Here is a 13,361-nt window from a genome sequence, read left to right as displayed (position 1 = left end):
GTTTGTTACCAAATGGTGTCCAAGAACATCAAGTGTAATCAAACTGTATTTGAAATGATAAACATACCCTATTGCTGGAGCTCTACATGAACAAGAAAATATTATCTGGATTAATCACTGCCTCTTTATTATCAGCAACGCTTGCAGCCCCTGCTTTTGCTCATCAACAAGGTGATATTATTGTTCGTGCGGGTGCGTTGATGGTTGCGCCGAATGAATCAAGTGGTGATGTATTAGGTGCTGGCGAGTTCCAAGTAGATGATAATGTACAGCTAGGTCTTAATTTTACTTATATGGCGACGGATAATATCGGTATTGAGTTAGTTGCGGCGAGCCCATTTACCCATGAAATATCTTTAGAAGGTATTGGTGTTATTGCTGAAGCAAGCCAATTACCTCCGACATTATTAGCGCAGTATTACTTTGGTGATTCAGGCTCTAAATTCCGTCCTTATGTAGGCGCAGGTGTTAACTTTACTGTATTCTTTGATACTGAATTTAATGATACAGGTACGGGTATAGGGAACGGCCTTAGCGACTTAGATATGAGTAACTCTATTGGTCTAGCTGCACAAGTTGGCGTGGACTATAAAATTAATGATAAGTGGTTAGTGAATGCATCCGTGATGTATGCGGATATTAGTACTGATGTGACATTTAAGCACGGTGCTGATGATGTTAAAATTAAAACTGACATCGATCCATTGGTATACATGGTTAGTATCGGTTATGTATTTTAATTAGCCCTATCGGCATTATTGATTAAAATTAAACAAGGTGCATCTGCACCTTGTTTACTATTATTTTCTGTTCTTTTACCTCCATTCCCCAATTACTGAATCTTCTTATTTCCTACTCTTTTCTTATTTAATTATTTGTCCTCTGGCCTAAATGTATTTATAATTGACTGGTATTTTATACAGTGCTACTTATGTTGATTAACGCTTAGTGAAGGTCATGAAAAAAATAATTCATATCGATATGGACGCCTACTTTGCCAATGTCGAAGTGCGTGACAATCCTGCATATAAAGATATCCCTATCGCGATTGGTGGCATGAGTGACCGCCGTGGGGTCATTGCAACGTGTAATTATATTGCCCGTCAGTATGGCGTGCGTTCTGCGATGTCTTCGTATAAAGCCATGCAGCTCTGCCCTGACTTAACGCTAGTGCCTTCACGTATGCAGGTATATCGAGAAGTCTCAGCTCAGATCCATGAAATATTTTCTCGTTATACAGATTTGATTGAACCACTATCATTAGATGAAGCCTTTTTAGATGTGACGGACTGTGAATTATTCTCTGGCAGTGCGACGTTGATAGCGGAAGATATTCGTAAAAGTATTGAATCTGAGTTAGCGCTTACTGCGTCTGCGGGTGTGGCACCGGTTAAATTTTTGGCTAAAGTGGCATCCGATATCAATAAGCCAAATGGGTTATTTGTTATTACGCCTTCGCAAGTTAAATCTTTTGTTGCCGACCTACCATTAAATAAAATTCCTGGCGTGGGTAAGGTGACTTGGCAAAAATTAAATCGCGTTGGTTTGTATACTTGTGCGGATGTACTTAAATTTCCTGCTGAAGATATTATTGAGAGCTTTGGGAAATTAGGTCATAGCTTATTAGAGCGCTGTCAGGGCATTGATAACCGCCCTGTTTGTAATGAGCAACATCGCAAATCCGTGGGCGTTGAAATTACATTACCCGAAGATATCCTCACATTAGAACAGTGTATGGCATTGTTTCCCCAGCTATATCAAACCTTATTACAACGCTTACAAAAAGCGGATCCTGATATGCGAATTACCAAGCAGGGCGTTAAACTTAAATTTAATGATTTTGTTTCTACAACGACTGAACAAAGTATTACAACATTAGATGACCACCTATTTGCAGACCTATTCACGCAGGCAATGACAAAACAAGATCAGCGTGGTATTCGCTTAATTGGTTTATACGTTGGTCTGGCTGGCGATAAGGATAGTGAGCAATATAACCTGCTGTTTTAGTATTTAATTTATACCAATCAATAATATTGTTTATCTTTCTATAATCCTCCTCAATACCGCCTATATTCCTAAAAGTTATAAAAAATCAGCTTATGTTCTTTGTCGGTTATAAGTAAAGGGGCTATATTGATCCAAACGATATGAAATTATCCAATTTGGTCTGATGGAGTAGAAGATGAATCAACAGAGGTTGACCCACCTTAAACAGCTGGAAGCTGAAAGTATCCACATAATCAGGGAAGTAGCTGCAGAGTTTGATAATCCGGTAATGATGTATTCAATCGGTAAAGACTCATCAGTGATGCTACACCTTGCTCGTAAGGCTTTTTACCCTGGTAAGATCCCGTTTCCATTATTGCATGTTGATACTAACTGGAAGTTTCGCGAAATGATTGAATTTCGTGACAAGACTGTAAAAAAATACGGTTTTGATCTGTTAGTACACCAAAACCCTGAAGGGATCGCGATGGGTTGTAGCCCATTTGATCACGGCAGTTCAAAGCATACCGATATCATGAAAACCCAAGGTCTGAAGCAGGCCTTAGATAAATATGGTTTTGATGCTGCATTTGGTGGTGCACGACGTGATGAAGAAAAATCACGTGCGAAAGAGCGTGTATATTCATTCCGTGATAAGAATCATCGCTGGGATCCGAAAAACCAACGTCCTGAGTTATGGCGTACTTATAACGGCCAAGTAAATAAAGGTGAAAGCATTCGTGTCTTCCCATTATCAAACTGGACAGAATTGGATATTTGGCAATATATCTACCAAGAACAAATTGAAATCGTGCCGCTTTATCTTGCTGCCAAACGTCCTGTGGTTGAACGCGATGGTGCGTTGATCATGGTTGATGACGATCGCATGAAGTTACAAGCAGGCGAGAAGATCGAAGAGAAAATGGTGCGGTTTAGAACCCTCGGTTGTTATCCATTAACAGGCGCTGTGGAATCGGAAGCATTAACATTACCTGAGATTATTGAAGAGATGTTGCTGGCGACAAGCAGTGAACGACAAGGACGTATGATTGACCATGATTCTTCAGCTTCAATGGAGCAGAAGAAACGTCAAGGTTATTTCTAGGTAGGAGCAGGGTAGATGAACAATCAAATAGCAAATGAATTAGCACAAACAGATATTGAAACCTACTTACACCAACAGCAGCACAAAAGCTTATTACGTTTTTTAACGTGTGGCAGTGTTGATGATGGTAAGAGTAGCCTTATTGGCCGTTTATTACATGACTCGCATCAGATCTATGAAGATCAATTAGCAGCGTTACATGTTGATAGCCAAAAATCAGGTACCACAGGTGAAGCAATTGATTTAGCGTTATTAGTTGATGGCCTTGCGGCTGAACGTGAACAAGGTATTACCATTGATGTGGCTTACCGTTATTTCTCGACAGCAACACGTAAATTTATTATTGCTGATACACCGGGACATGAAGAATATACCCGCAACATGGCGACGGGAGCTTCTACTTGTGACCTAGCTGTGATCTTGATTGATGCGCGTAAAGGCGTATTAACGCAAACTAAACGTCACTCTTATATTGCTTCGCTATTGGGTATTAAACATTTTGTTGTCGCGATTAATAAAATGGATTTGGTTGATTTCTCTGAGCAACGTTTTGAAGAGATCAAAGAAGAGTACTTAGGTTTCACTGAAAAGTTAAACGATATTACCATCGAATTTACCCCGTTATCGGCGTTAGAGGGTGATAACGTTGTTGACCGTTCTACACGTACACCTTGGTTCAATGGTCGTACATTATTAGAATGTTTAGAAGCGGTTGATACTTCTGATGGCTCGCTTGATAAACCGTTCCGATTACCGGTGCAGTATGTTAATCGCCCTAATCTCGATTTTCGTGGTTTTGCCGGCACGATCGCTGCGGGCCAAATCAATGTCGGTGATGAAGTTGTAGCATTGCCATCAGGTAAGTCAAGTACGGTTAAATCGATTGTTACTTTTGATGGTGAACTTACCTCTGCACATCAAGACCAAGCTATCACGTTAACACTGACTGACGAAATTGATGTGAGTCGTGGTGATATCTTAGTATCAACGAAAAACCAGCCAATACTGTCTGATTCGCTACTGGCAAATATCGTGTGGATGTCAGATCAAGCCCTTGAAATTGGCCGTCAATACGATATCAAATTAGCCAGTAAAAAGACTACCGGTCAATTTACTGTGCTCCGTAATAAGGTTGATGTGAATACGCTGGAAGAATCAGTGGCATCAGAACTGGCATTGAATGAAATAGGTTTATGTGAGTTAACACTTACCGAAGCCGTGCCAGCTGATAATTATCAAGCTGTTGCTGATACGGGGAGCTTTATTGTTATCGACCGTTTAACCAATGTTACCGTTGGTGCAGGTATGATTGAGCAAGTGCTCGATGCAAAGGGAAGTACTCACTTACATGAATTTAGTGAGTTTGAAGTAGAGCTGAATGCGTTAGTTCGCAAGCATTTCCCGAAATGGCAAGCTATCGATATTAGCAAGCTGTAGGACGTTGTTATGAATGTGATACAGGGAAGCATTTTAGTCGCACTGGTGATCTTTATTGGTTTACTTATTTCAGGTAAGTTTCGACCTTCGAGCTTATTTGGTGCGATGGTCATTTTAGCTTACTTGTCTGGCTCGATTGAGATGCCACAAGTCATGGCTGGATTTACCAATCCTTCTCTTATCACATTAATTCTATTATTATTAATTTCGATTACTATCGAAAAAACACGGTTAATCAGTTGGATTGGACGGCAGTTATCTACAGGCCGTTTTACTGTTGTGGTGGCTAAGCTAGGCTTTTCTACGGCACTATTATCATCTTTCACTAATAATACCGCTGTTGTTGCATCACTGATTGGTGCGGTGAAGCGTAATAACACCCACGCTCCCACTAAACTACTTATTCCCCTTTCTTATGCGGCCATTTTTGGTGGTACGTTGACCTTGATCGGTACTTCAACCAATCTTATTGTGAATAGTTTTGTGGTTGATGCAGGGCTTCCCTCGTTAGGATTTTTTGAATTTTCTATTGTTGGTTTAGCTGGTTTTCTCGCGGGTATGTTTGTGCTTATCACCATGAGCCACCGATTACCCGACCATAGCCAAGATGAGACGGAAGAATTAGTTTATTTTTTAGAAGCACATGTAAAACCACATTCAGAACTGGTTGGAAAAACCATTGCAAAAAACAATTTACGTGCACTAAAACAGTTATATCTTGCGGAAATATTACGGGATGGCGAGGTTATTTGCCCCGTTTGTCCAGAAGAAGTATTACAAGCGAACGATCAGTTGTTGTTCTGTGGCGATGTTGACTCTGTCGGTGTCTTGCAAGATATTAAAGGCTTGAAATTGTTCGGCCAAGGCGAATTAAATGGCCAGCATCTTGTTGAAGTGATTGTCAGTCATTCCTCAAAATTAAATGGTTTGACCCTTAAAGAAAGTAAGTTCAGAGCACACTTTGATTCAGTGGTTGTGGCTATTCGCCGTGGTCATAGTCCATTACGTGGCGGATTAGGTAATGTACGTTTACGTGCAGGTGATACCTTATTATTAGCGCCTGGAGCTGAATTTAAAAATAGTAAAGATCTGAATCGTGATTTTGTGGTTGTCAGTGGACTCGATACTGCGACACGCTTAAGTGATCATCGAAGTATTGGTGTTTTAGCTGGATTTGTAACGACGATTGCGTTAGCGCTTACTGGCACCTTACCATTATTGAAAGGGTTGGTTATATTCGTGTTGCTCTTATGCATGAGTGGCACATTATCTTTGCAAGAGATCCGCAAACGTTTACCGCTCGAGCTTTGGATTGTGGTGGGTAGTGCTTTAGCATTATCTAATATGCTGCAAACGACGGGCGTGTCTGATTTATTAGCGAATAGTTTATTAGAGGCTTTTAATGGTTGGGGTGTACTCGCCGCTTTTATCGCCACTTACCTTGCAACATTGTTACTCAGTGAGTTAATCACTAATAATGCGGCTGCAGCGCTCGCATTCCCTATCGCGTTTAGCTTAGCGCAAAGTTATGGCGTCAGTGAATTACCTTTTATTATGGCGGTTATTTTTGGTGCCAGTGCGAGCTTTATTTCACCTTATGGCTACCAAACAAATCTAATGGTCTATAGTGCCGGAAATTATGCGCTAACAGACTACCTTAAGCTTGGTGTTCCGACATCGATCGCCTATTCCACTGTGGTATTAGTAATGATCCCATATGTATTCCCATTTTATCTGTGAGTGTGTAATGACAACAATTATCAAGGAAAGTAATGCTGACACAACAGTGCCAGTAACGGCAACAGACAATATCGTATGGCATCAACATGCGGTTGATAAAGCAGCAAGAGCAGCTAACAAACAGCAGCAACCTTGCGTGCTCTGGTTTACTGGTTTAAGCGGTTCGGGTAAATCGACGGTCGCTGGTGCGCTTGAGAATGAGCTGCATAAAGCGGGTTATCACACGTATCTATTAGACGGCGATAATGTACGTTTTGGTTTATGTGGAGATTTGGGCTTTAGCGATGATGATCGTAAAGAGAATATTCGCAGAGTGGGAGAAGTGGCAAAGTTAATGGTTGATGCAGGTGTTATTGTATTAACTGCGTTTATTTCTCCACATCGCCAGGAGCGTGAATTAGTTCGCTCTTTACTCGGTGATAGTGAGTTTATTGAAATACATGTGGATGCTGATCTTGCTACTTGTGAGCAGCGTGATCCAAAAGGGCTTTATAAAAAAGCACGCGCAGGTGAAATCAAAAACTTTACCGGTATTGATTCTGTCTATGAAGCGCCAATTGAACCAGAGTTGTATTTAGATAATGGTAATAACCCAGTATCGATGTCGGTTCAACAAATAATGAGCTATCTTGCCCAGCAAGGTCATATTAAGTAGGGAGTAGTCGTAAATAAATGGATAATTCAAAGGATAGCTCAATCGATCATTTAGTCAGCCGGATTAATGATATTGCAGTGGCTGCGGGACAAGAGATTTTAGAGATTTATCAACGTGATTTTCATGTTGATATGAAAGATGATAATTCACCAGTAACAGAAGCTGATATTGCCGCTAATGATATTATCGTCGCAAGTTTACGTACTATCACTCCTGACATCCCTATCTTATCGGAAGAAGGTGCTAATATTCCTTGGGATGAGCGTAAGCAATGGCAAACCTTCTGGTTAGTTGACCCGCTTGATGGCACTAAGGAGTTCATTAAGCGTAATGGGGAATTCACCGTTAATATCGCCTTGGTTCATAATCAGCAGCCAATACTTGGCGTTGTGTATGCGCCAGTTTTAGATAAACTTTACTATACAACGAGTGAAGGTGCGTTTTTATTACATGATGGTAATACAACGCAATTAAGCGCGTTACCGATACCTGATAATGGCACGGTTAAAGTGGTTGGTTCACGTTCTCATGCAAGTCCTGAAATGGCATTGTATTTAACGCGCTATAAAGATACTGATATTATTCCGGTTGGCAGTTCGCTGAAGTTTTGTTTAATTGCCGAAGGCAGTGCACATTGCTATCCACGTTTAGGTCCAACATGTTGGTGGGATACAGGCGCCGGACATGCGGTTGCTTGCGCTGCTGGCGCTAACGTTGTGCAACTTGATGGTTCCCCGTTATTGTATAACCATCAAGAATCCGTACTGAATCCGTTTTTTGTTGTTGCTAAGGCATAGTGGTCTAAAAATGAAAGGCGTTATGTAAATGGCTGGTTAGTTCAACGAAATACTCGCCCTTACTTTCGTGAGGGATGAGTTTAGCCAGTTCGTCCCCGATATTCGTAAAACGATAATATTTCATCCGTGATGAACGATTTTTTACTTTCATTGTTAATTTCTCTTCCCCATAGATTATCGGTAGATCTTTATCTAAAGGTAAGTTAACCATTTCTAATTCATTATGATGGATTAGTCCCAGATCCGATAATGTGAGTAAACTACTATAAGGCAGTTTGTGTCGGCCTAAGTTAATAGATTTGAATTGTGGTTTGTTGAATAATAAGAAACTTTTGCTGTTGTCTTGGCAGTTTAATACAATCTTACGATTCGAGTCATTACCAACTTGCGAACTTAAATTGCAAGCCACCTGAAACATTTGCGCTTCACGTTGCGTCATTTGATTTAGCGTTCGTAATGATTTTACCGAGAAACTCCCTGAGTGACCTAACTCTAATGCAAATATCTGTCCCCATAGGGTTTGCATATGTAGGCCTGAAATATCTTTTGCCATCGACATAAATGCGCTAAGCCAGTCAGGATCGATATTTTCACAGGTCACGTCATCACAGAAGTTATTCGCCCGCATGACAATACTTTCTAGGTTCTGTTGCTGCTTTATTTTTTCTTGGTTAATACGCTGAATAGCTCTGTGTTCAAATGTAGTATGTTTATTTACCGTTAACATACCGTCGATGCCTCGCTCTTTGGCAACTTTACGTAATTGTTGAATACTGTTTAAAATATTCGATTCAACTTTATTTATAGGGGTATCATTTACGGACATATCAAAACCTAACAGCGTATTCAGATGGGTGACAATGAACTTTATTTATACCTGATTTTACGCTGAAAGTATTGTGTTGATAAATAGAATGTAGGTCACAACGATTATTTTGAAGTCATTGTCTGTGCGTGGTAAGAGATCGTTAATATAATGATTCACTAATCAGTTCTGTATTTGAAGACAATACTTTATCAAGTTTGACTTTTGATCCTGATATCACCGTGTATTGATTGTCGTTGATCATTATTTGTTGACCTTCAACGCCACTTTTACTATCAATTGTTAACCAGACGGGAGATACACTACCAATACTGCTTGATGGGTAAAGCATGAAAAGCTCATATTCAGGTGCAAGCTGGCTTATCAATGACGCCAATAGTAGTGCTTTTTCATCACTATCTGCTTCGTTGGTTTTTAACACGCTAATCGGCGAGAAAAAGCTATCATCATGTTCTTCTCTATCTGGTATCTCGTAGACCCAATGACGTGCATTTTTTACTGCAGTGACAAATGATTGCTGCTCAGCTAACTGTGTCGCGATATCTTTTAGGTAGGCTCTATACTCATAAAATAATTGCGAATAATTAGGTCTAACACAAGGTAGCTCTTTGTTTTCAGGATGTACGCATGGCGTTATTTTAAGGTGGTAAAAGGCGTCATTTTGGTATTGGTTATACGCTTGCCAGAATAACTGTGATGCGTTGCTCTCGTTTTTATTGGTAAAAGCGTATCTGATGTCTGTTATTTTATGCTGATCATCTGGAGTATAAAAATTAATACGTTCAATCGCGAACTCTAGTCTAGGTGTTAAATAGGTGTGGATTGCTTTGATTGGATTGCTTAATGAAAATGAAAGTTTATAACTGTCTAGCAATGAGGTTTCGACGATATCGGTATCGAAGAATGATTTTATTTTGAAGTTATTACCTTCTTTGTCTACCCATTGCCAATTGATTGAAAATGAATTGGTTTCACTATCCGGTAAGCTTATTTGTTTCGAGTAGGAAAGGTTTTCTCGCTGATTGCTATCACCAGGTGTAGAGGCGATTACAGGTACTAACAGGAGCGTGATGAGGTATGTAGATAAGATTGAGCACAACGTCGCTTTGTGTGGTGAAGAGAGAGGCATCTAATGAATCTCATGATGATAACGATTCACTAAGCTTGGTAGAAAATGTGATTGATATCAAAAAAACACAGAGTATTTTTCAGTATCAACCACATATTATATCTACTATTTCAATTATTCCGCGGGGTTAGCGTGCGAAATTAATTGCAGACTACCAACCTTTTACGATGGCATTATTGAATAGTTTTTTCGCTTCGTCATACACTTCTTGTGTTTGGAAAGCCGCGATAAACTGTTTCACTTTTTCAGAATCTTTGTTGTCATTACGTGCAACAATTAAGTTTACGTATGGTGATTCTTTATTTTCAACGAAGATGCCATCTTTTGTTGGTGATAAACCAATTTTTGTTGCAAACGTAGTGTTGATCACTGCAATCGTCACATCTTGTAAGTTACGTGCTAATAAAGCAGCTTCTAATTTTACGATCTCAACACCAAATGGATTTGCTGTGATATCTAACTCAGTCGCTTTAATGCCGATACCAGGTTTAAGTGCAATGATACCTTGTTGTTCAAGTAATAGTAATGAACGACCTAGGTTAGTAGGGTCATTTGGCACTGCAACTTTATCACCTTCTTTTAATTCATCAACAGTTTTGATCGATGTTGAGTAAGCGGCAATTGGATAAACAAATGTGTTCGCTACAGCTGTAATATCGTAACCACGTTGCTCAATTTGTGCATCTAAGTAAGGCTTATGTTGGAAAGCATTTACATCAATGCTGCCTTCTTCTAGTGCACGGTTTGGTGTTACGTAATCAGTGAACGTTACAATCTCGATATCAAGGTTGTATTTCTCTTTCGCGATATTTTTTGCAATTTCTACAACTTCAGCTTCAGGGCCAGCCATTGCACCCACTTTTAATACTGTAGACTCTTTATCACCACTACACGCACTCAATAATACACTTGATGCGATTGCTGTTACTGATACTAATTTCTTTAGTGAAAATTCCATGATTATTACTTCCTTTAGTTTTTAAGATTTATTATCTGTGGTCGACTTTACTGACTAAACGTTCACCGATTGATTGAATAATCTGTACGATGATCACCAGTAAGATAACGGTAATTAAAATAATAGTAGGGTTAAAGCCAATATAACCATGCTGAATACCAACATCGCCTAGGCCACCGCCACCGACGGTACCTGCCATTGCAGAGTAGTTAACAAGTGTTACCAATGTGATCGTGATGCTATTGATAATGCCTGGCATAGCTTCAGGAATTAACACTTTCATTATAATTTGTAATGGCGTTGCTCCCATTGTTTGCGCTGCTTCGACCAAACCAGCTGGTACATCTAATAATGCACCTTCAATTAAGCGCGCAATAAAAGGGATTGAAGCAACGGTTAATGGCACAATCATCGCGCCTGTGCCGATAGATGAACCAACAACGAAGCGTGTAAAAGGGATAATCGCAACAAGTAAAATAATAAAAGGAACTGAACGGCCTATGTTCACGATAATACTTAATGCTGTATTTAATTTTTTATTTTCTAAAATACCGTGAGTTTTTGTTACATGTAACAAGATGCCCGTTGGCATGCCAAGTAAACATGCAATTGCTGCAGCGATACCAACCATAACCAAAGTTTCAATGGTTGCAGTGAAAAGTAAATTAATCATTTGCTCAGTCGACATAACCGATAACCTCTACGTTAACTGCGTGTTGTTGGAAAAATGCTTTAGCTGCAATTGTATTTTCTTTAGTACCGATAAGCTCGGCAAGCATGTAGCCAAACTTGATCCCGCCAGCAAACTCAATATCGGCACTTAAAATGTTTACATCAACGTTTAATGTGCGGCTTACTTCTGAAATAACCGCTGAGTCGACACTGTTGCCAGTGAAGCCAAGGCGTACTAATGGCATTGAATTATCTTTTCTGTTTAAAGACAGACGCTGCTTATATTCTTCAGGGATCTCAAGATTAATTGTTGCTTCAATGAATATTCGTGCTAATTCTGTTTCTGGATTAGCAAAAAATTTCGCAACTGTATTTTGTTCAATCAGTTCGCCTTTATCGATAATCGCTACTTTATGGCAAATGTTTTTCACCACTTCCATTTCGTGGGTAATAAGTAGGATCGTGAGTCCAAGACGCTCATTAATATCTTTTAATAACGTTAAGATAGATTTTGTTGTGCTTGGATCAAGTGCTGATGTTGCTTCATCGCACAATAAAACCTTAGGCTCAGATGCTAACGCTCGCGCAATTGCAACACGTTGTTTTTGACCACCACTTAATTCTGCAGGGTAAGCATTATGTTTTGATTCTAAGCCTACCAAATCAAGTAGTGGCGTGATTTTTTTACTTATTTCAGCTTTATCAATGCCAGCTAATTCTAGCGGTAGTGCAACGTTATCAAAAACAGTGCGAGATGATAATAAATTGAAATGTTGAAATATCATGCCTATTTGGCGTCTTGCAGCGCATAACTCTGCTTTGTTTAGTGCTGTTAATTCAACACCATCAAGTTTAATTGAACCTGATGTTGGTGTTTCAAGTAAATTAACACAGCGTATTAATGTACTTTTACCTGCACCTGATGAACCAATAACACCGAATATTTCACCTTTATTAACGTTTAAATTAATATCTTTCAAGGCATAAACAGGCTTGTCTGTAGTTTCAAATATTTTATTTATATTTGTTAGTTTGATCATTTCAACGCCTAAAATGAAAGTAAGAATTAATATATAAGACTAGATAATAATTCTTTATATATAAGTAACAACTGGATGCTTATGCTAATTAGTTAGTTGATTAAAGTCAATGGACTTTTTTACTTCTAGACGTCTAAACGGTCTTTTATATAATTTTAGGTAGTAATAGACTTAACTGGTAGTAGATAGTAGAAGGTATCGATTGCGAAATTGTGATGACGTGAAATAATACTGTGATTGTAATTAATAGATAATTTGAGGTGAGTAAAGTGGCAACTCCAGCTATATTTTTAGATCGTGATGGTGTGATTAATAAAGATAAAGGTTATGTCTCTCAAATTGACGACTTTGAATTCATTGATGGCAGCATTGAGGCCATGCAGTTATTAAAGCAACATGGTTACTTGCTTATCGTCATTACTAATCAATCGGGCATCGCACGTGGTTATTATAGTGAAGAGGAGTTCATGACACTAACGGAATGGATGGATTGGTCGTTAGCAGATCGTGGTGTTGATCTTGATGGCATCTATTTTTGTCCTCATCATCCAGAAAAAGGCATTGGTGAATATAAGCAGAATTGTACATGCCGCAAACCTAATACTGGTATGTTAGATAGCGCGGCTGAAGAATTGGAAATTGATTTTGCTAATTCATATCTGGTTGGTGATAAGTTGTCAGACATTCAAGCTGGTCAAAAAGCGCAGCTCAAAGCCAATTATTTGGTATCAACAGGTAAGGTTGTATGTGAAAAAGGGGCATTACAAGCTGATGCTGTGTTTAAAGACTTACTTTCAGCGGCTAAATCTATAGTTAATGGCTAAATTGACTCGTTTTGATTACTAATTGAGCTGTTGTGTTTTATTTATTAAAAGAACTTGCCAATGAAACCAGTTTCTCTATAATCGCTCCCACTGACACGGCAACAGTCGTTCGGTATGCTCTTTAACAATTTATTCAAGCAATCTGTGTGAGCACTTGCAGAGATATAATGACCAAATATTATATCAATG

Annotated in this window: 13 protein-coding genes; 8 read left to right on the top strand and 5 right to left on the bottom strand. The window is 39.1% G+C overall.

Features of this window, described 5'->3' with window-relative positions; translation table 11 throughout:
* Positions 1–86 precede the first annotated feature (86 nt).
* The 7 genes from ompW (at position 87) to cysQ (ending at position 7,723) form a co-directional block, all read left to right on the top strand.
* Entirely contained in the window at positions 87–740 is a 654-nt protein-coding gene (ompW, locus tag JFU56_RS16470; protein WP_198438365.1) for an outer membrane protein OmpW, read from the top strand.
* A 217-nt stretch (positions 741–957) separates the two neighbouring features.
* Positions 958–2,010, top strand: coding sequence for a DNA polymerase IV (gene dinB / locus JFU56_RS16465; RefSeq protein ID WP_198438364.1), 1,053 nt, complete (start codon positions 958–960; stop codon positions 2,008–2,010).
* Between the two features lie 175 nt (positions 2,011–2,185).
* Positions 2,186–3,094, top strand: a complete 909-nt coding sequence (gene cysD / locus JFU56_RS16460; RefSeq protein ID WP_198438363.1) for a sulfate adenylyltransferase subunit CysD — start codon at positions 2,186–2,188, stop codon at positions 3,092–3,094.
* 15 nt (positions 3,095–3,109) lie between these two features.
* Positions 3,110–4,531: a sulfate adenylyltransferase subunit CysN gene (cysN, locus tag JFU56_RS16455; protein ID WP_198438362.1), complete on the top strand. Its 1,422-nt coding sequence runs from the start codon at positions 3,110–3,112 to the stop codon at positions 4,529–4,531.
* Between the two features lie 9 nt (positions 4,532–4,540).
* Complete coding sequence (locus tag JFU56_RS16450) at positions 4,541–6,271, top strand: SLC13 family permease (RefSeq protein ID WP_198438361.1); 1,731 nt, start codon at positions 4,541–4,543, stop codon at positions 6,269–6,271.
* A 7-nt stretch (positions 6,272–6,278) separates the two neighbouring features.
* Positions 6,279–6,926, top strand: a complete 648-nt coding sequence (gene cysC / locus JFU56_RS16445; RefSeq protein WP_198438360.1) for an adenylyl-sulfate kinase — start codon at positions 6,279–6,281, stop codon at positions 6,924–6,926.
* Between the two features lie 17 nt (positions 6,927–6,943).
* On the top strand, positions 6,944–7,723 hold the full coding sequence (gene cysQ, locus JFU56_RS16440) for a 3'(2'),5'-bisphosphate nucleotidase CysQ (RefSeq protein WP_198438359.1): 780 nt from the start codon (positions 6,944–6,946) through the stop codon (positions 7,721–7,723).
* A gap of 4 nt (positions 7,724–7,727) precedes the next feature.
* Here the strand turns inward: cysQ and JFU56_RS16435 are convergent, their stop codons facing one another.
* The 5 genes from JFU56_RS16435 to metN form a co-directional block, all read right to left on the bottom strand.
* A complete protein-coding gene (locus tag JFU56_RS16435) occupies positions 7,728–8,549 on the bottom strand; it encodes a TIGR03899 family protein (protein ID WP_198438358.1) in 822 nt (273 codons plus the stop codon).
* A 142-nt stretch (positions 8,550–8,691) separates the two neighbouring features.
* Entirely contained in the window at positions 8,692–9,678 is a 987-nt protein-coding gene (locus JFU56_RS16430) for a hypothetical protein (RefSeq protein ID WP_198438357.1), read from the bottom strand.
* Between the two features lie 151 nt (positions 9,679–9,829).
* A complete protein-coding gene (gene metQ / locus JFU56_RS16425) occupies positions 9,830–10,636 on the bottom strand; it encodes a methionine ABC transporter substrate-binding lipoprotein MetQ (RefSeq protein ID WP_198438356.1) in 807 nt (268 codons plus the stop codon).
* A 31-nt stretch (positions 10,637–10,667) separates the two neighbouring features.
* Positions 10,668–11,324 carry a methionine ABC transporter permease gene (locus tag JFU56_RS16420; protein ID WP_198438355.1) on the bottom strand — a complete coding sequence of 219 codons (657 nt, stop codon included), beginning with the start codon at positions 11,322–11,324 and terminating at the stop codon, positions 10,668–10,670.
* Complete coding sequence (gene metN, locus JFU56_RS16415; protein ID WP_198438354.1) at positions 11,314–12,348, bottom strand: methionine ABC transporter ATP-binding protein MetN; 1,035 nt, start codon at positions 12,346–12,348, stop codon at positions 11,314–11,316. Before metN ends, JFU56_RS16420 begins: the two co-directional genes overlap by 11 nt.
* 269 nt (positions 12,349–12,617) lie before the next feature.
* On the opposite strand from metN, the gene gmhB reads away from it, so the two are divergent.
* A complete protein-coding gene (gene gmhB, locus JFU56_RS16410) occupies positions 12,618–13,172 on the top strand; it encodes a D-glycero-beta-D-manno-heptose 1,7-bisphosphate 7-phosphatase (RefSeq protein WP_198438353.1) in 555 nt (184 codons plus the stop codon).
* Positions 13,173–13,361: the final 189 nt, after the last annotated feature.

The organism is Moritella sp. F3 (assembly GCF_015082335.1).
Classification (GTDB): Bacteria; Pseudomonadota; Gammaproteobacteria; order Enterobacterales; family Moritellaceae; genus Moritella.
The sequence above is the reverse complement of the archived record's forward strand: the minus strand, read 5'-3'. Positions and strand labels throughout refer to the sequence as shown.